The sequence below is a fragment of the Ascidiaceihabitans donghaensis genome (assembly GCF_900302465.1).
Lineage (GTDB): Bacteria > Pseudomonadota > Alphaproteobacteria > Rhodobacterales > Rhodobacteraceae > Ascidiaceihabitans > Ascidiaceihabitans donghaensis.
The window spans coordinates 3,127,470-3,147,915 of record NZ_OMOR01000001.1 but is presented as its reverse complement, the minus strand read 5'-3'; the positions used below and the strand labels follow the sequence as shown (position 1 = coordinate 3,147,915).

The 20,446-nt window shown below is 54.8% G+C and carries 16 protein-coding genes; 9 read left to right on the top strand and 7 right to left on the bottom strand.

Annotation, left to right across the window (positions count from 1 at the left end; translation table 11 throughout):
- Positions 1-113 precede the first annotated feature (113 nt).
- The 5 genes from ASD8599_RS15545 to cuyA form a co-directional block, all read right to left on the bottom strand.
- Positions 114-866 carry an alpha/beta fold hydrolase gene (locus ASD8599_RS15545; RefSeq protein ID WP_108829378.1) on the bottom strand — a complete coding sequence of 251 codons (753 nt, stop codon included), beginning with the start codon at positions 864-866 and terminating at the stop codon, positions 114-116.
- On the bottom strand, positions 863-2,404 hold the full coding sequence (locus ASD8599_RS15540) for an ABC transporter permease (protein WP_108829377.1): 1,542 nt from the start codon (positions 2,402-2,404) through the stop codon (positions 863-865). Before ASD8599_RS15540 ends, ASD8599_RS15545 begins: the two co-directional genes overlap by 4 nt.
- Positions 2,401-3,459: a quaternary amine ABC transporter ATP-binding protein gene (locus ASD8599_RS15535; protein ID WP_108830224.1), complete on the bottom strand. Its 1,059-nt coding sequence runs from the start codon at positions 3,457-3,459 to the stop codon at positions 2,401-2,403. Before ASD8599_RS15535 ends, ASD8599_RS15540 begins: the two co-directional genes overlap by 4 nt.
- A 72-nt stretch (positions 3,460-3,531) precedes the next feature.
- Positions 3,532-4,491 (bottom strand): ABC transporter substrate-binding protein, encoded by a 960-nt coding sequence (locus ASD8599_RS15530; RefSeq protein ID WP_108829376.1) that lies wholly within the window; start codon positions 4,489-4,491, stop codon positions 3,532-3,534.
- A 47-nt stretch (positions 4,492-4,538) separates the two neighbouring features.
- Positions 4,539-5,579: a D-cysteate sulfo-lyase gene (gene cuyA / locus ASD8599_RS15525; protein WP_245926159.1), complete on the bottom strand. Its 1,041-nt coding sequence runs from the start codon at positions 5,577-5,579 to the stop codon at positions 4,539-4,541.
- A gap of 164 nt (positions 5,580-5,743) precedes the next feature.
- Here cuyA and ASD8599_RS15520 point away from each other — a divergent pair, with 164 nt between their 5' ends.
- On the top strand, positions 5,744-6,634 hold the full coding sequence (locus tag ASD8599_RS15520; protein WP_108829375.1) for a LysR family transcriptional regulator: 891 nt from the start codon (positions 5,744-5,746) through the stop codon (positions 6,632-6,634).
- A 20-nt stretch (positions 6,635-6,654) separates the two neighbouring features.
- Here the strand turns inward: ASD8599_RS15520 and ASD8599_RS15515 are convergent, their stop codons facing one another.
- Complete coding sequence (locus tag ASD8599_RS15515; protein WP_108829374.1) at positions 6,655-7,623, bottom strand: LysR family transcriptional regulator; 969 nt, start codon at positions 7,621-7,623, stop codon at positions 6,655-6,657.
- Positions 7,624-7,751: 128 nt separating this feature from the next.
- Here ASD8599_RS15515 and ASD8599_RS15510 point away from each other — a divergent pair, with 128 nt between their 5' ends.
- The 8 genes from ASD8599_RS15510 to ASD8599_RS15475 all read left to right on the top strand — a co-directional run bounded on the left by ASD8599_RS15510 (position 7,752) and on the right by ASD8599_RS15475 (position 18,075).
- Complete coding sequence (locus ASD8599_RS15510; RefSeq protein WP_108829373.1) at positions 7,752-8,759, top strand: TAXI family TRAP transporter solute-binding subunit; 1,008 nt, start codon at positions 7,752-7,754, stop codon at positions 8,757-8,759.
- Positions 8,760-8,854: 95 nt separating this feature from the next.
- The gene (locus tag ASD8599_RS15505; RefSeq protein WP_108829372.1) at positions 8,855-11,074 is read left to right on the top strand and encodes a TRAP transporter permease; all 2,220 of its coding nucleotides are present in this window, start codon (positions 8,855-8,857) and stop codon (positions 11,072-11,074) included.
- A gap of 2 nt (positions 11,075-11,076) precedes the next feature.
- On the top strand, positions 11,077-12,315 hold the full coding sequence (locus ASD8599_RS15500) for an NAD(P)/FAD-dependent oxidoreductase (protein ID WP_108829371.1): 1,239 nt from the start codon (positions 11,077-11,079) through the stop codon (positions 12,313-12,315).
- Positions 12,316-12,601: 286 nt separating this feature from the next.
- Positions 12,602-14,473, top strand: coding sequence for a BTAD domain-containing putative transcriptional regulator (locus ASD8599_RS15495; protein WP_181364515.1), 1,872 nt, complete (start codon positions 12,602-12,604; stop codon positions 14,471-14,473).
- Between the two features lie 42 nt (positions 14,474-14,515).
- Positions 14,516-15,388 carry a phosphatase PAP2 family protein gene (locus ASD8599_RS15490; RefSeq protein WP_108829369.1) on the top strand — a complete coding sequence of 291 codons (873 nt, stop codon included), beginning with the start codon at positions 14,516-14,518 and terminating at the stop codon, positions 15,386-15,388.
- 8 nt (positions 15,389-15,396) lie between these two features.
- Entirely contained in the window at positions 15,397-16,374 is a 978-nt protein-coding gene (locus ASD8599_RS15485) for a C1 family peptidase (RefSeq protein WP_146188223.1), read from the top strand.
- A 265-nt stretch (positions 16,375-16,639) separates the two neighbouring features.
- Positions 16,640-17,332 (top strand): phosphatidylserine decarboxylase, encoded by a 693-nt coding sequence (locus ASD8599_RS15480; RefSeq protein WP_108829367.1) that lies wholly within the window; start codon positions 16,640-16,642, stop codon positions 17,330-17,332.
- The gene (locus tag ASD8599_RS15475) at positions 17,329-18,075 is read left to right on the top strand and encodes a CDP-alcohol phosphatidyltransferase family protein (protein WP_108829366.1); all 747 of its coding nucleotides are present in this window, start codon (positions 17,329-17,331) and stop codon (positions 18,073-18,075) included. The genes ASD8599_RS15480 and ASD8599_RS15475 overlap by 4 nt, the downstream gene beginning before the upstream one ends.
- Before the next feature lie 52 nt (positions 18,076-18,127).
- Here the strand turns inward: ASD8599_RS15475 and ASD8599_RS15470 are convergent, their stop codons facing one another.
- Positions 18,128-20,383: an RICIN domain-containing protein gene (locus ASD8599_RS15470; protein ID WP_181364514.1), complete on the bottom strand. Its 2,256-nt coding sequence runs from the start codon at positions 20,381-20,383 to the stop codon at positions 18,128-18,130.
- Positions 20,384-20,446: the final 63 nt, after the last annotated feature.

Here is a 20,446-nt window from a genome sequence, read left to right as displayed (position 1 = left end):
GGTTGGGCCGTTGTTGCTTGGCCCCTGTGCTTGTATGGCCGTGTGCGTGTTCGGCTGCCACCAAACGGGCACTTAGACCTGTCGCTGCCAGAAGGTTTGCGTCCTTCGGGCACTTAAGTGCGGGAAGGCATTTCCCGCTTATTAGTTTGCAACAGGAAATCAGACAAAAGCATAGAAAACAGGGTTGGTTTTTCAAGGTGAACCGCATGGGCACAGGCCGGAACAACAGCGAGATGGGCATGCGGGATAGTCTGCCATAGCAACGCCGTTTGTTCCCAAGCGTAAGTGCGATCGCGGTCGCCCCAAATCACCAAAGTTTCGGATTTGATGGCCGCCAGATTTCCTACGCCAGACCATTCTTGCATCGCATCAAGACCTGCAAGTATGGCCTCAATGCCTGATCTTGCCGCAATGTCTGCGCAGTTTGCATAGCCCTTTGCGTCTTCGCGTTTCAAAAACCAGGTTGCGGCAATCCGGTGGGCGGTTGCATTCGGGCCGTCCTGCTTAGTGCGGATTTTGCTTTGTGCGATGGTCTCGAACCGCCCCGGCAAAACCCCCTGCGCACCTGTCGCATAAAGCACAAGCTTGCGGACACGGTGGGGAATTTTGCGTACCACTTCCTGCACAATCATTCCGCCCATGGAGTGCCCAAGCAGATCGAAGCTATCCACGCCCCGCCCGTCAAGTTCCTCTATGACCCAATCGGCAAAACCACCGATGGTGTTGATAGGATCAAGGTCACAGTTTGCGCCGAACCCCGGAAGGTCCAGGGCGATGACGTCGCAGGTGTCTGCAAGGGCCACGACATCGCCTGCCCATTGGGCGCTGCCGCCCATGAAGCCATGCACCATAACAAGGGGTATCACTTGCGTTGTCCCTGAACGATCCGGTCAAGGATCATCGCGCAGAACAGGATCGCAAAGCCTGCCAGAATACCTTGGCCAACGTTGGCGTATTGCAAAGCCTCAAGCACATCCTCACCCAGACCTTTCGCACCGATCAGTGATGCCACGACCACCATTGCAAGCGACAGCATTATGGTCTGGTTGATACCTGCCCGTATCGAAGGGCTGGCAAGTGGCAGGTCCACCCGTGTCAAAAGATACCATTTGTTTGCTCCAAACGAAATCGCAGCTTCGCGCACGCTTTCGGGGACGCCCCGCAATCCAAGCACGGTCAAACGCACAACAGGGGTGCCGCCAAAAATCATCGTGGTGACCACAGCGGCGGGTTTGCCTGTGCCGAAAAACGCAATGACCGGGATCATAAAGACGAAAGCAGGCATGGTTTGCATGAAGTCCATGATGGGTTGAATGGCTGCATAAAAGCGTGGACGACGTGCCGCAAACATACCCAAAGGGATGCCGATCAGGATCGAAAGACATGCGGCCGTGCCAAGCAAAGCAAGTGTCGTCATGGCCTTTTCCCAAAAGCCCAACAGCCCCATGTAGGATAGGAAGGCGCCTGAATAGATCGCCATGCGCACGCCGGCTGTCAGCCACGTCAGAAGGATAATCAAGGCTGCAATCACGATCCACGGTGTGCTGACAAAGACGATCTCAAGCGCGTCCAGCAACAATCGTATCACAAAGGTGATCCCGTCGAACAAGGCTTCTCCGTTCAGGACGGCCCAGTTGAAAAACGTCTCAACCCAATCAATGCTGGTCAGGCGAATACCCGGATCGGTGGGGAAGCTGCCAAGAAGTTCGAAGCGCCCCGGCAGGCTATAATGCAGCATCGCGGCCAGCACGATCAGCCCCATGAAAATTGCACTGAACACGATCTGGGACAACGGCATTCCCGACCTTATGGTGCGGTCAGACACCCAGTCCGAAAAACGCCCTTCAAGCGCCCAATTGGCGACAGTGGCTTGAACGGCTTTGGTGACAAGAAGAATACACAAGCCAATCAGAACAATTTTCGGCCCTTGCGCGGCCATAGCTGCGGCTTCGTCGCGCATGCCGCCGATGTTGGCCTCTAGCCCCTGAACGGCGCGCTGGAACGCATCGATCCTATCTGAACCGTCTTCGATGGCGGCTGCCAATTGCCTGCGTCGCAGGTCTAATGTCCCTTCAATGGACGCGATGCGCGCCATGGCGTCGGCACCCAGATCACCGAACAGCCCACGGGCAATTTGGACCAATGCCAAAGCTTCAAGGATTAAAAAAGGCAGCGCCCACGACCAAAGCCCGCGCGCTCCGAACCAGACCGGCCCAAACAGGCCCGCCATCAGGTTCAGCGTGGGTGTGAACCGCGATGATCCGCCGATTTTGTTGAAATTCTTGACGTAGTAGTCTGGGTTGGTGCGCACAAAGGTTCGAATATTGGCGCGGCGTTCTTCGGCATAGGCGATGGCAGCGTCGCTGTTGGGGTCGTCCAGCGGGTTCACGGTTGTGTCCATCATGATACCTCTGTCCCTTCGATGACAGTGCGCAATAAATCTGCTCGTGTGATTATACCGACGTCGCGGCCCCCGTCCTGCACAAGGATCGGGTTGTCGTCGTCAATGGCAAGATTGATGAGATTGCTCAGCGTTTCATGGCCACCGACGTGGCGGGCGTTTGCAGAAACGGGACCTGACTTGGCGATGTAGGCGTCAATCGGCTGCATGACCGCGTGGGCATGCACAACTTTCAGGCGCGAGATGCCAGCTACAAAATCCGCAACGTAATCATCGGCGGGGTTCATCACGATGTCTTCGGCGGTTCCGGTTTGCACCACTTTCCCATCCCGCATGATGGCGATGCGGTCGCCGATGCGAACGGCTTCGTCCAGATCGTGGGTGATAAAAATCGTGGTTTTCTTCAAGATTTTGGACAAGCGGATGAATTCATCCTGCAATTGTCTGCGGATCAACGGATCCAGCGCCGAGAAGGGTTCATCCATTAAAAGCACGTCGGGGTTTGCGGCCAAGGCACGCGCCAATCCGACACGCTGTTGCATCCCACCGGACAATTCATGCGCGAACTTTGAGCCCCACGCGCCAAGTTCCACAATATCAAGGATCGCGGCGGCTTGGCGCAGGCGTTCGTTCTTGGAGATTTGCCGGATTTCAAGCGGCATGGCGACGTTGTCCAGAACAGACCGGTGCGGCATCAAGGCAAAGTTCTGAAACACCATGCCGATCTTGCGATTGCGAAAGGCCTGTAGTTCCTTTGCGCCCAAGGCCATCACATCTGTGCCTTCGATTTCGATCTTGCCAGCAGTGGGTTCAAGAAGGCGATTGAAGTGGCGCACCAAAGTGGATTTGCCGCTGCCGGACAATCCCATTATGCAGAAAATTTCGCCACGATTGACAGACAGGCTGACGTCCGCAACACCGACCACGGCGTTGAATTCCGACAGCACTTCGGCTTTGGTTAGCCCCCGGTCGCGGATGGCTTGTAGCGCGACGTCTGGCCTGCCACCAAAAATCTTCCAGACGTTCGAGATTTCAATGACACAGTCGTTGGTTTCCATGGTTGCCCCACCCACCATTAAGAAGGCCGGCGCAGAATGTCCGCGCCGGCTATGATCAAGTTGCGTTTAGGATCAAAGACCCAGCATCGCATCAACACGGTCGGAATTTGCAGCAACCCATTCTGCCGCCACATCAGCCGGTTCACGGCCATTGGCGCTGATTTCAAACGCAAGGCTGCTGACATCGTCGGCCGTCAAATTGAAGTTCGCAAAGAACTCTGCAATCGCGGGGGACCGCTCAGGCAATGAATTTGACCATGCAATTTGCACCTGCTTCAGATCATCCTTGGTCGCAACCATAGAGTTTTTGTACCAGTCGGCATCATCCGAAGGCTGAACCATTTTGTATTTGGCAGGGTCATATGTTGGTTCTGTCAGCATCACGACATCAAACATGTACCAAACGGCGTGTGGCTCATAGCAATAGAATGCATAGCCTTCACCCTTGGCGATGCTGTCTTTGATACGGGCTGTCTTTACCGCTTCTTCTGCGCGAATGGGTTCGATGAAATCCAGCAATCCGTAGTCGCGGACTTTCACTTCGTTGACATTGGCAGAGGCCCAGCCGGGGGCCCCGATCCACATCTCGCCCAGGCCATTGCCATCGCTGTCCATCAACGCGGCCACGTCGGGGCGCCCAAGATCTGCAATATCTGTGATACTGTTGGCGGCGGCAAAGTCTTTTGAGACGCAAAACCCCTGATTGCCCTGATACGGATTGCCGGACAACGACACGGTGCCGGCACCGTCAACATATTGTTTGGTAAAGCTTTCCTGATTTGGCAGCCAAACGTCGGGGTGTACATCAATATCCCCTTCACCTTGGTCCATGGCCTGAAAAATCGTCGCGTTGTTGCCGGGCACATAATCGACCGTGCCGCCGATGCGGGTGGTCACGACTTCGCCCAAAACATAAGCAATGGCTTGCGCCCCTGTCCATGTGGGAACGCCGATATTCACCTCTTCGGCAAAGGCGGGAACAGCTATCACGCTTGCAAAGGCCGCAGTCATTAATTTCTTTTTGAGTGTCATGTTTTGTCTCCTTGTTGGGTCGGCTTTTTATTATTGCAGTTTATTTTTTAGGCAGAGTAGCCGGGCAAACCGAAGGTGTCGGGATATCCAAACAACGCAGCGCTGCCGCCAGTGTGCAGGAACACCACGTTGTTCATACCATCGAAATGCCCCTTCCGAGTCAAATCTATCAATCCGTCCAGCCCTTTGCCGGAATAGACCGGATCAAACAAAAGCCCTTCGGTTTGGGCCAACAGCTTCAATGCGGCGATCATCCCATCGGTAGGCAAACCGTATCCGGGACCGACATAGTCACAGTTGGCGCGCACTGAACTGCGTGGAATATCGTTTTGGATGCCCAGATGTGCCGCTGTGCGCTGGGCCAAATCATGCACCATGCCTTCTTGTTTGTCTTGTGGCGCACGTACGCCAATGCCCAGAAGGTGGATATCGCTTTCGATTGCCGCCAGTCCGGTCACAAGCCCGGCCTGCGTGCCCGAACTGCCTGTGGCATGCAACAGCGCATCAATGTCCAAACCTACGGCACCGGCCTGATCAACCAACTCGCGGGCGCAGTTGACGTAACCCAAAGCGCCGGTGGTGTTTGACCCGCCGCCGGGGATAATGTAGGGCGTTTTGCCTTGTTGCTGCAACGTATCGGCCAGCGTTTCCATTTCGGCATTCATGTCTGTGCCACCGCTGCGTTTGGACACGCTTGCACCATGCAAGCGATCCAGCAACACGTTGCCGTTCATGATGTAGCTGCCGTCATTTGATCCTGTGCGATCTTCCAGCAAGATGTGACACGCCATGCCCAGCTTTGCGGCCGCAGCCGCTGTTTGACGGGCGTGGTTTGATTGCGTTGCACCTTGGGTAATGATTGTGTCTGCGCCCTGTTTTTGCGCATCCGCCATCAGAAATTCCAGCTTTCTGGTTTTGTTGCCTCCGGACGACAGGCCGGTGCAGTCGTCGCGTTTCACCCAAAGACGCGGGCCGCCCAATTCTTCGCTTAGGCGGTCCATAGGTTCAAGCGGTGTTGGGAAGTGCCCCAATGCAACGCGCGGAAATTTCGCCAAGCGTACAGCAAGGTCCTTGCAGCGGCTGGCCATCAGATCAGCCGACCCCGTTGCGTCTTGCCCAGTCATATCATCAGTTGCAGTCACGATATCCCCCATGTCTCGCTCAGGCAAAGCATCGCCTAGGGCCACGCAGAAAAACAATGCTATTTTCTATGGCTGCTCATATGATTTGTTTGAGTGGAAAGGTGTGCACAATGCAATTTCAATGGTTGGATGACGTTCTTGCGTTACTGGAAGAAGGAAACCTGTCGCGTGCTGCTGCACGTCGCAATATCACGCAACCTGCGTTTTCCCGCCGCATACGCGGGTTCGAAGACTGGTTGGGCGTGACGATTTTGGAACGGCAGGCCAACCGCGTGGACATCAGCGCAGCACTGCTGTCCAACGAAGATGAAATCCGCGCCCTGATGACGCGGCTTCGTGAGCTGCGCACAAAAATTGCGCATTTTGACAGCTCTCAGATGACCGTTGCTTTGGCTGCCCAGCACGCGCCGATTTGTGCGACATTTCCGGATATGGCACTGCGGGCAAAGCAGCATTTTCCGGGCCTGCAATTCAGGCTGCGTGCGGGCAATCTAAACGATTGTGTTTCGATGTTTTTGCGTGGCGATACCAGCATGCTGCTATGCTATGAGGCGGAAACAGTCGGCGCATTGCAATTTGGCCCCGATGTCCAAAGGGGTGTTTGGGGCAGCGACTATCTGGTGCCGGTTGTGGGGGGCGCTTTGCGTTACGTGGTGACGGACATGGGGGACATTCCTGCGGACACACCCGCGATTGTTTACCCCGAAGACAGCTACTTTGGTGAGGTGTTGCGCAACATTCCGACGTCTTTGGGCAAGGCGGGGTCCGGCGCCAACAGTTTCATCGTGTCGGCGTTTTCCAGCGGAACGCGTGAACTTGTCTTAAAAGGCCTCGGAGTGGGGTGGATCCCCTTCAGCATGGCCTACCGCGAAATTGAAAGCGGAGACCTCATTTCATTGGCCACGCGCTACGGGCAAGAAGCGCTGCAGGTGGTGGTTTACGCAAACCAGAATGAGGAAATTGCGCAATCCTTGATGAAGATTTGGGCTAAGGAGAGGTGACAAAAAGCCCAATTGCCGCGTCAAAGCGCATGGTCTTCATCGGTCAAAGGCGGATGATGGGCTGGGGCTGCGCCGATGCTTTCCAGCATTTCGTAAAGCGTTTGCATCCAGTCGCGTTTTACCCGCGTTGCCAGTCTTGATGGGGGTCGGTGCAGGGGCGTCAGAATTGCGTATTCGTAACGTACAGGTGCGTCAAAAGGGCGAAAAACGATTTGGCCTTTGGCAATGTCCAATTCGCGTTCCGTCACCAGGGTCAAAGGATCCAATATTGTGCAGCAATGCCCCAAAGCGATGAAGGGAATAAGGGGCAGGAAGAATTGCGCTGCGATTGATGATGTGAAGCGCGCCCCTTCTGCGTCAAACGCATGTTGTAGTTTTCGGGTCAACGGGTGGTCGCCGTGCAGTTTTCCGATGGGTTCCGCATCCAGATCCGCGACAGAGATTTTGTCCTTGGCCGCCAATGGATGGTCTTTGTGTAAGGCGCAGTAGCAATTGGCGCTGATGATTTGTGTTGCATATTGTGCATTGTTTCCAACAGGTTCGTCAAAGTCGGAAAAGCCGAAGTCGATGCTTTGGGTGCTCGCAAGTTCACGAATTTGTGGTGTGCTACGTGACGCAATAGTGGTGCTGAACTGCGGGTCAGTGGCCACATTTTCACTTATGAATTTTGGAAATATATATGCGGACGGTCCGGGCATGGCGGCCAAATTCAAACTGCCAGTTTCGGTGGATCTAAGGCCCTTCATGGTGGCTGAAACCGTGGATACCCGGTTTAAAATCTCGGTGGCTTCCACCATTAAATAACGGGCTTCAGGTACTGGAACCAGTTGTCTGCCGCGCCGTTCAAACAGTGTCAGATCCAGACTTTTTTCCAAATTCTTGATGGCAAGACTGATGGCGGGCTGCGTGCGTCCGAGTTTTTTGGCGGTCTGCGACACGGACCCTGTTTCCATGACTTCCCGAAAGACTTTGAGCTGGGTGAGGTTCATGCGAAATCCATAAGAAAAACTATGGTTTTGTGAAATATATTAAATTTGTATTTATGTAAAACTTTCTTACGCTGGGACAATCAAAATTCGGCTGAACCGAATCCAAACTCATCCAGAGGGAGACGACCATGAAAATCATCAAAAACCTTGCGGGCATCGCGTTAGCCAGTGCACTGGCTGTGCCAGCATTTGCGCAGGACCCAACATTCTTTCGCATCGGCACAGGTGGTGCAGGCGGCACCTATTTCCCGATCGGCGGTACAATCGCTAACGGTATTTCGTCGCCTCCCGGATCGCGTGCTTGCGATCAAGGCGGGCAATGCGGCGTACCGGGTTTAATCGCCATCGCGCAATCCACCACCGCTTCTGTTTTCAACAACGCGGCGGTTCAAAACGGTGAACTGGAAGCCGGTCTGGCGGCAGCCGATGTGACGCGGTCCATGTATTTGGGCGAAGGTAAATTCGACGGCAAACCGCATCCGAAGCTGCGCATCGTCGCCAATCTTTTCCCCGAGGATCTGCATCTGGTCATGCCAAAAGGCACAACAATCTCGGACCTTGGCGACCTTGAAGGCAAGCGTGTTGGTATTGCGCAGGCGGGGTCCGGCACACAAGTGGCCGTTTTGCAAATGCTGGATGCATGGGGCGTCAATCGCGACAACATGGACGAGGCTGAATTGAACAACAGCCAATCCGCGGAACGTCTGGCTGACGGTCAAATCGATGCCTATTTCTATGCGGCCGGCTGGCCTGTGGCTGCGATGGTTCAGTTGGCTTCGACCAAAGGTATGAGCCTTCATTCCTTCACCGAAGAAGATCTGGCCAAGATCAACGAAGTCATTCCCGCCTACATCCCGTCGAAGATTCCCGGCGGTGTATATGAAGGTGTGGACAGTGACGTGCTGACACCGGCTGTCTCCGCGATGCTGGTGGTATCTGCTGATCTGTCTGACGAGCTGGTCTATGGTTTGACCAAGGCGCTGTGGAACGACAATACGCGCAAGTTGCTGGACAATGGTCATGCCAAAGGCAAACAAATCACGCCTGACACGGCACTTGACGGTGTTGCAGCGCTGGGCGTGCCTTTGCATGCAGGCGCCGAGAAATTTTACAAAGAAGCTGGTCTTCTGAAGTAATCCCCGATCTCTTTTCCTGAGATATGACACTCTGTGGTGCCCGTTTTCGCGGGCGCCGCAGGCCTTGCCCGCACGCGCAATCCTAGGGGACCCCCATGTCAGCATCCGACCAAACAGAGACCCACGAGCTGACCGCCGAAGAGCTGGCAGCCATCGAAGAGAAATACGACGAAGGTTCCGCCACCCGTGCGGTCGGTCCTGCGACAGGCGTTGTTTTGCGCGCCGTTGCCCTGACATTTGCTATCTATCATTACATCACTGCCGGTTTCGGCCTGCCTGCCGATCATTGGCACATGGGCTGGCACCTGACTGGTCTGTTTATCCTGACGTATGCGCTGTTCCCCATCATCGGGTCGAAAAGCCTGTTTGCGATGAAAGCCAGCGCATTGCGCATTGGCAATATTCCCGTTTACGACATTGTTTTCATGGGTTTGGGGGTGGCTTCGGCTTTGTACGTAGGCTTTGCATGGCGCGGTGTTCCGATGTTGGGCATCGAAGAACAGACGTTTCGCATGGGCAATCCCAACACCTATGATGTGTTCTTTGGCGTGGTCATTATTTTGCTCGTGCTGGACATTGCCCGCCGCACATTGGGCTGGGTTTTGCCGCTGATCATTTGCGTCTTTATTTCCTACGCTTTGCTGGGCCAGTATTTTCCCGGTCTGTTGAAACATCCGGGGGTGAATTTCAAAACCTTCGTGTCGTCGATGTACTTCCCGCAAGAAGGCATCTTTGGGGTGACGTTGTGGGTGGTCTCTACAATCGTTTTTCATTTCGTGTTGTTTGGAGTGATCGCGCAGCGCACAGGGCTGGGTCAGTTGTTCATCGACAATGCAACAATTCTGGCCGGGCGTTACACGGGCGGGCCTGCGAAGGTTTCTGTTGTGTCATCTGCGTTTTTCGGCACGATTTCAGGGTCTTCCGTGGCCAACACCGTGTCCACTGGCGCATTGACAATCCCCAATATGAAACGCTTAGGCTATCCGGGGCACTTTGCAGGCGGAGTTGAAGCCGCTTCATCTGCAGGCGGCCAAATCACACCGCCGATCATGGGGGCTGCGGCCTTTATCATGGCCGAATTTCTGGAACTGCCCTACACCACCATTGTGATCGCCGCGATTTTCCCCGCGCTGCTGCATTATGTTGGCGTGTTCACTGTTGTGCACTTGATGGCGCGTAAGCTGGACCTGAAAGGTTTGACCAAGGAACAACTGCCCAAACTCAAGGCGGTTTGGTCCGAAGGTTGGGCAAATATTGTGCCGCTGGTCGGGCTGCTTGTGGTGCTTTTTTCTGGCTACACGCCGTTCATGTCTGCCTTTTGCGGCATTTCGCTGGCTGTTGTCACCGGCATGTCACGGCTGAAAGAGCCCCCGACATTGGTGTATTCAGCCGCTTTCATTGCGTTTGTTTTGTGGAAATTCACTGGCGGCGGATTTGATCTGACTATGACGATTATCTTGTGTGCAGGGTCTGCGATTGCCACGTTGAACCCACAAGACCGGATCAAAGTGCCAGAAATGGCCGCCGCCATGGAACTTGGGGTGAAATATGCACTTGCCGTGGGTGCTGCTTCGGCTGCGGTGGGCATTGTGGTGGGGGTAATCAACACCACCGGTATTGGCTTTCGCATCGGGTTTATGGTGACGCAAGGGGCGGGCAACCTGGCCACGGATATGTTCGGGATGTTGTCGCTTGGGGGGCTGATCGAATGGTTCACCGTGCAAGACCTGCAACTGTTCATCTCGCTGATCTTTATTGCCATTGCGTGTATCTTGATGGGTGCAGGGATTCCGACGACGGCGCTTTACATAATGTTGGTGTCTGTGGCGCAGCCTGCATTGGCCCAACTTGGGGTGCCGCCCATCGCAAGCCACATGTTTGTGCTGTATTACGGGGTGGTGTCTGAAATCACGCCACCGGTTTGTACCTCCGCCTATGCGGCGGCGGCGATTGCAAATTCGAACCCGTTCCGTACCGGGCTTTCGGCGTTTTCGCTTGGGTTGGGTAAGGTGGTGGCCCCTATGGCATTTGTATATGCGCCGGTGCTTTTGTTTGTGTCCTCGACCGGGTTCGATTTATGGGAATTCAGCTACACGGCCACCAGTTGCATTGCCGGTGTGATCGCGTTGTCTACGGCGGTTGTGGGGTACTGGTTTGCGCCGATGGGGGCGCTGTCGCGTGTGTTGATGGCCATTGCGGGGCTGGTTTTTGTGGCCCCATCCCTCAGCGCGGACCTTGTGGCCTTGCTTATCGCGTCCCCTGTCATTGTCATGCAGATGATGGCGCGGCGCGGCCCAAGCCAATCTGCGGCCTAGCTGTGGACGATACAGTCACCATTCTAGGCGCAGGCATTGTCGGCATTTGCTGTGCGCTGTCTTTGCAAAACCGCGGCGTTAAGGTGCGATTGATTGATCGCGGTGCACCGGGGCAAGAAACGTCATATGGCAACGCGGGCATTATTTCCCCTTGGTCCATTGTGCCGCAAGCGATGCCGGGCATTCTGAAATCCATCCCGGGCATGTTGCTGGATCGCAACGGGCCTTTGTCGGTGCGCCCGTCGTTTTGGCCGAAGATGATTTCGTGGGGATTGCGGTTTGCGGCGCATTCCAATGCCAAGGCTGCCCATGCCACTTCGGACGCGATGGAGATTTTGTGCCAACCCAGCATCATGCTGTACCGCAGGCATCTGCAGGGCACCGGCCATGAGCATCTGGTGGCTGACAGTTTCTATGTGCATGCTTTCCGGAACGCATCCAAGGCCAGTTTAAACGATTTGGGCTACAAAATCCGCGAAAACAAAGGGGCAGAGCTTGAATTGATTGGTGGGGACGCACTGCGCCAGCTAGAACCTGCATTGTCGCCTGCCTTCAAAGCGGCGGTCTTGATCAAGGGGCAGGCGCGGGCCGTATCCCCGGGACGTATCGGGACTGCGCTGGCGCAAAAGGCGTTGGATCAAGGTGCCGAAATTTTGCGCACCGATGTGTCGGGACTGACCCGGCAAGCTGACGGAACATGGGCGCTTGCCACCTCGGACGGGACGGTGCAGACAAAAAACCTTGTGATTGCAGCAGGGGTTTGGAGTGCCGCTTTACTGAAACCTTTAGGCTTGGATGTTCCGCTTGTGGCAGAGCGGGGATACACCGTTGAATTCCCCAATGCCGCAATAAACATCAACAATTCTGTCATGGATGTAGACGCCAAGATCGTGGCAAGTTCGATGTTGGAGGGTGTCCGTGTCGCCGGATCGTCGGAATTTGGCGCGATTGATGCGCCAGCGAACCCTCGTAAAAAGGCGTTGCTGAAAGCCCAAGCCAAGGCGATGTTTCCTGATCTTGGTACAAAAGGGACTGTGTTTTGGATGGGGCGGCGGCCCTCATTTCCGGACAGCCTACCTGCTTTGGGGGCTGTGGACGGGGCGCAAGGGCTGTTCACGGCGTTTGGGCATTCCCATTACGGTTTGATGATGGCGCCCAAATCGGGCGAACTGATCGCCGATTTGGTGGCAGGGGTGGCGCCTAACACAGACCTATCCCCTTTTTCGCCTCAGCGGTTCTAAAGCGGTGGCAAAATTACGAAATGGGGGGGCTTCGATGTGGCCTTCTCGCGCACGCGCGCTTTCGATTGGTTCCGCAACGTAAACTTTATTTGACCTGTCCCGTATCAAGGTGGCACCTTTGCGTTGGTGTATTTACGTGGGGTTTTTTTCTAGATTTGGTTTTAACATCACCCCGGAGTGAGCTAGAGAAAAACATATGACTGGATATGTACTTGAAATAACTGATTTTTGGAGGCTTTCCTTCGAAGATAAAATATTTCAGATTAAAGCGCCCAGAGCCCGTGCTTTGATCACCTTTTTGGCTTTGACCACCGGTGGTATGCGCAGCCGCGAGTATCTGGCGCAGCTTTTGTGGCCAGATGTTCCGGCCACAAAAGCGCGGGCGTCTTTGCGTCAGTTGATGCTGGTTTTGAAGCAGGACCTGCAAGATGCAGATCTTCTTCAGCAATCGCGCAATGACATCAGTCTGGATCAAAGCAGGATTTCCACAGACGTTGATGTGCTGATCGGGCGGTTGGAGGGCGGAGAGCACAACGAACATACTTTGGCACAGGTCGGTGCGTTGCCGCATGCGTTGGCAGATATTGAAGACATCAGTGAGGACTTGTCCGTTTGGCTCAGGGCACAGCGGGAGCGCATCGTCGCGCGTGTCGCGACTTGCTTGCAAACGCAGTATTCTGACAGGGCCTTGCCCGCGCGGATGCGCAACAGATTGGCGAAAGCTGCCCAGGAACTGGACCCCTTTGACGAAGACGCAGTGCGCGTTGTTATGGCGTCGCATACTGAACTGAACAATTCCGTCGCGGCCCTACGTGTTTATGGCGATTTTTTCGACATGCTGGATAGGGAACTGGGCGCGGAGCCATCCGTTGAAACGCAGGATCTGGCTGTATCAATAAAACTGGCCAAAGATAAAAACCCTGTCAGCGTGATGCCGGCCGTGTCTGACGAAGTTTCGGTGGCGGTTTTGCCTTTTGATGCGGCGGGAACTGATTTGCCCGAGCATATCATCATCGGTCTCATGGATCATGTGACATGCCAGCTTGCTGGGCTTCGCGCCCCGGCGGTTATTTCCAGCAATTCAACACGCAGGTTTTTGCGCCAGCACCCTGAACCGCGGGAAATCGGGCGTGTGTTGCAGGCCACATATGCTGTGACGGGCGCAATCAGAACGGATGGTGAAAAGGCCGTCATTTCGGTGCAACTTGCAAAGACGTCTGACAATCGGGTGGTCTGGGCCAACCGGCACGTCTGCGCTTTGGATGATCTGTACGACGTGAATATTCCGATTGCGGCTGAAATTGTTCAGGTTGTTTCACCCTCTATCAACTCGGCTGAATTGACGCGCACAGTGGCCACTCCGCTGACTGAACTGGAACCGTATCATTTGTTGCTGCGCGCCAAAGATCTGATTTTTCAACTGTCATGGCCGGAATTTGAACGGGCAGGAGTCCTGTTGAAACATGCCACCACCCAAAGCCCGTATTTTGCGCCCGCCCATGCGCTGATGGCTGAGTGGTTTGCGATTGCGATTTGGCAAGGTTGGTCGCGCACCCCTCAAGACGATCAGGAGGCTCTGGAAGGACATCTGCAAAAGGCCATTTCGCTTTCGCCGGGCGACGGACGGGCACTGGCGCTTTGGGGACACAGCCAGCTTGTGATGCACCGCCGGTACGGCAAGGCAGAACAAGCTTTTGAAACAGCGTTGCAACTTGGGCCGAATGACGCGGAAACGCTGATATGGACCGTGCCGAATTTTGCCTTTCTCGGGCAGCCAGAGCGCGGTGTTGCGATCGGTGAGAAGGCGATGAAGCTGTCTCCTTTGGACCCATTCGTTTTTCGCAACGAACATTTCTTAAGTGTTGCGTGCTACGGGATCGGTGATTTTGAACGGGCGGCGGCTTTGGGGCAGTCATCCTACGAACGTGTGCCCAACTACGCCTCAAATATGCGCACAACCATTGCGGCATTGGTTGCGGTGGGCCGGTTAAATGACGCCCGTTACCTTGCATCCCAACATGCTGAAGTAGAACAGGGTTTCTCGGTCTCCGAATTCTTCAAACGTGCAGCCTTCCGGTCAGAAGACACGCGCAGGCAGTTTTGCGATCGACTGTTAAGCGCAGGTATGCCCCTTGACGCAGCTTTGACGCAAGACTGACGCGGTATGGTTAACGTCGTCGTGGGTTTGGGGAGAACTTCGATGACGATAAAAGGCGCAGGGCACGGCGGCACCCACGGTGGCACGCATGGTGGTACACACGGCGGTACGCATGGCGGAACCCACGGGGGAACGCATGGCGGCACCCACATCGCGATGGGGCCGGGATCTGGCACCGTCATTCCCGCGAACATGCCCTTGCCGTCCAGTGCTGCAAACGCTGAAACCAGCATTGTAAGAGGTCTGTCTTTCGGCGACCAGAATTGCCATCCGGACCTGTGGGTGATTGCCAAATACAACGAAATTTTCGCGGTTTTGTCGCCTGACGATGACAGGTTTGGTGCCGCTTTGACCAGCATCACGCCTGCGTCTGACGAAGACAACTGGTCGAAAATTCTGGACCGCAAAAACGCGCTGCAGGATTACTTTTCAGAGACGGCTGATCAATCGGGTAACTTTGATCACTATTACCACAATGTACTGTCGATCAACACGCGCAGCCACCCCAACACCGCCCGTCTGATTGCGTTGGGCATGTCTGTGGCGGGGGTGATCGGGCTGTATTGGAAGATGAAATTCAACCGCCCGCGCCCTGCACAGATGATGCCCGGACTGTTTCCGCTACTGCCAACACCCGCGCATCCGACGTTTCCAAGCAACCACGCCACGCAAAGCCACACTGTGACGGCCCTTTTGAAACACGCCCTGACGGGGGCCGCCGAAACAGCCTATGCGCGGCGCCTTGATGAACTGGCAAAGCGTGTCAGTGAAAACCGTGAGCGGGCAGGGCTGCATGTGGCGGATGACACGGCTGGCGGTATCGCATTGGCCCAAGTGGTCACGGAACGGCTGCTAGAGGTTGGATTTGTCAAAGACGAATTGATCCCCGGCTGTCGCGCTGAATTGCAGATTTGATGGCGCTGATGGCTGAAGCTGTTTACGGGGCATGTACCCCGCCGGGATGGACCCTAGAGGGGGCGCGTGAAATGCCGCACGCCCAAACAGCTGCCGTGCTACCGCAAAGCCGGATCAACTTGCTGGATGATGTGATGTCCCATGCAGACTGGCCGCTGGGCGATCAGGCTGGTCGCGGCACATGCAATGCCTTTGCAGTTGTCGCCGCGGAAGAACTGTACCGCATGCGCCAATCCAAGACGCAAACTATGCAGCTGTTTTCGCAAGAGCATTTTTATTCTGCCATTCGCCAATGTACTTTCGAAAAAATCGGGATGCAGGTCACCGACGATGTAAAGCGGGCCCAAAACACCCAAGGACTGACATTTCTGGCGCAAGCCAAACAAGCGTTGATTGAATTCGGGCTGTGCCAAGACACATTGATGCCGACGTTTGAAACGGATGATCCGGCGTTCTTTATGCAAGAGATCCCGGACGCAGTGGCCAAGGACGCTGCCAGTCGCCGGTTGGATGCGGATGCCTTGGAACATAACATCATCGACGTGCGCACAGGTGCTGCACCGCCGCAAAATCTGACATGGGTGAAGGCTTTGCGATCAAACATCGTGACGTTGTTTAAAGACAAACTGGCGCATGGCATTCCGGTGGTCGCGTCTTTTGCGATTTTGGACAAAGGCAGTTGGTTCAGTAACACGGCGGAACAATGGGGCAAGGTACGCTATTGCCTGAAGGAAGATTTGCAAGTGTCGGGTCGGCCAGACGGTCAGCCAGATGGGCACACAGTTTGTATCGTGGGATATGAACCGCCGGCTGATGGAGACACCCAAAGCGGAGGCTGGTTCCATTTTCGCAACAGTCATGGCGATGGGTTTGCAAGATACTTTGACGACAATCCTTTTGAACCGGGGGCGTTGGGCAAAGGGTACGGTTACATCTCTGCAAAGGACGTGAACGTCTATTGTTGGGAGTACATATTTCGGAAGTGATCTGGCTTTCCAGAAGGGGTGGGGGTGTTTGTTGTGTTTGGGTCGTTCTTGTTGAATGACAGTGTTTAAAAGTGACTTCCTTCTTAGACTTTCCGAAATGAAGGGCGTCTGGCGGTTATCGTCAGGCGCCCTTCGCATTCGCGGCGGCTGGCGCGTACGTGTGGTGCGTGTGCGATGATCGGGCTGCGCTATAGTTTTCATTTATTCTTTGCCAATTGCACGGTAAAGCACGTCCAGACCTTTGCCCCGTTGTGAAAGAACACTTATGAATATGCTCAAGATCGTCGCAGTGCCCATGCACAAGGAAGGCCGCAAATTCGTGGCGATTTTTGCGATTGTGACCGCCCTTTTGGGGCTTGTCTGGATGCCGTTGTTTTGGCTGGGTGTTGGGGCAACAATTTGGTGTTACTACTTTTTCCGCGACCCGGTCCGCGTGATCCCGCAACAAGAGGGTCTGGTTGTATCCCCCGCAGACGGCGTTGTGTCCTTGATCGAAGACGTGTTGCCAACCCCTGATATGGAGCTTGGCTCAGAGCCGTTGACGCGTGTGTCGGTGTTTATGAATGTGTTCAACTGCCATGTGAACCGTGCGCCGATTGCAGGGAAAGTGGCCGCAATTACCTATCACCACGGCAAATTCCTGAACGCGTCCTTGGACAAGGCCAGTGAACACAACGAACGCAACAGCGTCACCCTTGAGGCCGCTGACGGCACACGCATTGGTGTGGTGCAGATTGCGGGCCTGATCGCGCGACGCATTGTGTGCTTTGTGCAAACGGGGGACACATTGGGGGCAGGTCACCGCTTTGGCTTGATCCGTTTTGGCAGCCGGTTGGACATTTACCTTCCCAAAGGCGTCAATCCGATGGTGTGCGTCGGCCAAACGGCTGTTGCGGGCGAAACTATTTTGGCTGATTTAAAGGATCCCGACATCCAACGCCACGGGACCTACGAATGAACGAGCCCCAGCGCCTCAAGCTGCGCCATATCGTGCCCAGCCTGGTCACGGTCTTTGCGATCTGTGCCGGTCTGACCAGTCTGCGCATGAGCATTGAAGGCAATATTGAATTTGCGTTGTACTTTATCCTTCTGGCGGTCTTTCTGGATGCCGCGGATGGGAAATTGGCGCGTTTTCTGGACACTGCAAGCCCGTTTGGCGCGGAATTGGACACATTGGCCGATTTTTTTAACTTCGGCATCGTGCCCGGTGTCTTGATCTACAACACGCTGTACATTGGCACAGATCACGCCAATCTGGGTTGGCTTGCAACGATGGTTCTGGCGGTGTGTTGCGGGCTGCGTTTGGCGCGATTTAATCTATCCACCAAAGCTGCGGATGTCGCGTTGAAAAAGGACGATCATTTCGTGGGGGTGCCTGCACCTGCCTTGGCGTGTTTGGCGTTGATGCCTGTGTTCATGTATCTTCACGGCTGGGACAAAACGGACTTTCCGTTGTTGCGGGCGGCCTACATCATCGGGGTCGGTATGTTGGCCGTCAGCACGATCCCTACGTTTTCCATCAAACACGCCAGCATCAAACGGGCGCATCTGCCGTTTGCTGTGATAGGGGCCGTTGTATTGGTGGTATGCTTGATGGTGTATCCGTGGCCAACGCTGATCCTGGCAAATTCGCTGTACTTGCTGTCTCTGCCACTGCCATATCTGGTACAGCTGCGCCAAAATAATACGCCATCTGATTGAAAAAGAACGCCCCGTTATCGGGACGCCCTTTGTGTCGTGACATCGGCCTGTCTTACTCAGGGCAGTTGTCGCCAACCCATGCCGAGAAGCTTTTGATTTGCTCTTCAGGGAAGTATGGACCACCCGCGGGCATTTCCGGAAATCCTGATGGAAAATCGCTCATCATTTTCTCTTCCAGAATTTTAACCAAGCCCGACGTTTCGGGTGTCCCGCACGTCACAAGACGCACCCCGAATACCTCTTTGGATTTGAAATCAGTGTAGCTTAGGCCATCCCAGAATTTGCCGTGAGGGGCGCCGTTGATGCCGATCCCGTTGAGTTTCACATAGGAATTGAGCATTTCAAGCACGTCCGCATAGGATTTGATAGCGATGAAATCAATGATGCCGATGTTCGATCCGACCACTTCGGGGGCGGTGAACGGGCTGTTCTTGATAAGGAAGTTGAAATCCGACCCATTCAATTGCGCCACGCCGTGGCAGCCCAAACATCCACCCATGTTCACTTTGCCGGTGTCATGTACCACCGTGTTTTGCATGTCGATCTGGTTTGCAGCTTTGCCGCCTCGAAAGTTTTGCAGCTCTTCGTTGGATTCAATCACGATATTGGACAGAAGATAGGTCGAGATGTCCTCTTGATTGGTGCTGTCTTTGATCGCGCTGTAGTCAACGGGGTGGGCTTGGACGCCAACCAATTGGTAGTTGGCCCAAACGGTCCCTGCCAATCCGGTTTGCGCCACGCTGTTCATGGCCTTGACGGCGTTGGGGATAGGGTTGTCGCGGTCTGAAATAATGACCTTGGCCCCTGCAACGTCGCCTGCACCGCGTCCGTTCTGGGTGATTTCATCAATGTAGCCGATGCCCGATGCGATGTTGTCTTTGTGCTCAAAAGTAGCAAAGACATAGGTAGGGAAGTTGGCCGTTTTGTGGATGATGTGCAATCCGATCAAACCGTAGGTGTCTGTGAACCACTTGTTTACTTTGTCAGCTTTCGTCGCGCCGACAGCCTGATAGCGAATGACCTTGTTGGTGTAATAGGCGCCGCTGGCTGTTTCATCCGCGTTCAGCTTGCGCCATGCGGCCTTGATTTCGATATTGCCTTCGGCGCCTCCCATAACGCCGCACGGCAAGGACACGATGCCAGCAGGCGCTTTGCCACAGGTGCCGCCATATGCCGTCAATGCGTCAGCCGTTTTGGTTGCCGCCACCATCGTGTCGCGCGTTTCTGTGTCATACAGCTTGGTCGACAGCACATAGTTGAAACCGGCCTCGTTCATTTTTGCTTCATAAACGATGCGATTTTCATCGACGAAGCCATCGGGGGCGTTGGGATCGCTGGGGTTGGCGGACACATGGGCAAACATCTCGTCGACATTCAGCTCATTGTCTTCGTCCAGATTGTTCCACAAGGTTGCGTCCATGCCGGGGGCGCCGCCACCAAAGGTCGTGCTGTCCAAGGCAAAGCCTGTGTATTTGTAGGATGGTTTGGCTGTTACATCGGCTTTGCCACCTGATTGCACAGGGGTCTTATCGCCGGGGAACATTTCGACGCGGTGCCAGTAGGTTTCCCAAACCCGCGCATCCGCGGCGTCGCCAATGGACGCCCCGGCCAGCGGCTTGCCGCGATGGTTGGGGTCTGCCGGATAGTTCAACGCGGCAAACTCGCGCCATGCGAAATGTGCAAGATCATAAAGAACCACGTCAGGGTAGGGCGTCTTGCTGGATGTCAGATCAGTCGGCACTTCGGGGCTTGGGACAAATTTACGCGTTTGCAAAGACCACGCCTGACCTGAAAAGTTTCCGCACGGTGTCATAAACGACCCACCGCCTTCGCCTGTGGCAAAGTCATAGCGGTTGCCCTCAAGGCAAGTGTTCGAGGCTTCGGACGCTTTGGTTTGCAAATAGACGAAGTCACCTGTGAAAGGTTTGATCTTCCACAGCTGGGTGTCAGCACCGGTGCAATCCGCCATATAAGCACGCCCGCCTGCGGGGCCGTCAGGAAAATTGCCCTGATCAAGACATTTGTTGTCGGCCTCCAGAAACTGGGTTTTCATTGTGTAGTAGCCGTTTCCGGCGCTTTCAAACGCCCAAAACTGGCCGCTGACCCATTGACAATTGTCCAGAAAGGCAGCCCCCATCAACGTAGATTGCGCGGAAACCCTGTTGCCTTCCAGGCATCTGTTGTTGGGTTCCTGAAAGAGTGTTTGAAGCCGGTAGTAGCCATCAAAAGGCTGCGCGAAAAGCAGCGTCGGGGCACTTAACCCCAACGTCATCAAAGCGCCCAAAAGCGCTGGTTTGGAAAAAGACATTTTGCACCTGTTGCTCATAAAAATGGTTGAATTCGCGACCTAAAAAATATTGGTCACAGTCAG

Bases quoted from the DNA above. Each gene is read 5' to 3' on its own strand.
- ASD8599_RS15540 (WP_108829377.1), bottom strand. From the start codon at position 2,404: ATGATGGACACAACCGTGAACCCGCTGGACGACCCCAACAGCGACGCT.
- ASD8599_RS15470 (WP_181364514.1), bottom strand. From the start codon at position 20,383: ATGTCTTTTTCCAAACCAGCGCTTTTGGGCGCTTTGATGACGTTGGGG.
- ASD8599_RS15515 (WP_108829374.1), bottom strand. From the start codon at position 7,623: ATGAACCTCACCCAGCTCAAAGTCTTTCGGGAAGTCATGGAAACAGGG.
- ASD8599_RS15485 (WP_146188223.1), top strand. From the start codon at position 15,397: ATGGCTGAAGCTGTTTACGGGGCATGTACCCCGCCGGGATGGACCCTA.
- ASD8599_RS15490 (WP_108829369.1), top strand. From the start codon at position 14,516: ATGACGATAAAAGGCGCAGGGCACGGCGGCACCCACGGTGGCACGCAT.
- ASD8599_RS15535 (WP_108830224.1), bottom strand. From the start codon at position 3,459: ATGGAAACCAACGACTGTGTCATTGAAATCTCGAACGTCTGGAAGATT.
- ASD8599_RS15520 (WP_108829375.1), top strand. From the start codon at position 5,744: ATGCAATTTCAATGGTTGGATGACGTTCTTGCGTTACTGGAAGAAGGA.
- ASD8599_RS15480 (WP_108829367.1), top strand. From the start codon at position 16,640: ATGAATATGCTCAAGATCGTCGCAGTGCCCATGCACAAGGAAGGCCGC.
- ASD8599_RS15510 (WP_108829373.1), top strand. From the start codon at position 7,752: ATGAAAATCATCAAAAACCTTGCGGGCATCGCGTTAGCCAGTGCACTG.
- ASD8599_RS15505 (WP_108829372.1), top strand. From the start codon at position 8,855: ATGTCAGCATCCGACCAAACAGAGACCCACGAGCTGACCGCCGAAGAG.
- ASD8599_RS15475 (WP_108829366.1), top strand. From the start codon at position 17,329: ATGAACGAGCCCCAGCGCCTCAAGCTGCGCCATATCGTGCCCAGCCTG.
- ASD8599_RS15530 (WP_108829376.1), bottom strand. From the start codon at position 4,491: ATGACACTCAAAAAGAAATTAATGACTGCGGCCTTTGCAAGCGTGATA.
- cuyA (WP_245926159.1), bottom strand. From the start codon at position 5,579: ATGGCCAGCCGCTGCAAGGACCTTGCTGTACGCTTGGCGAAATTTCCG.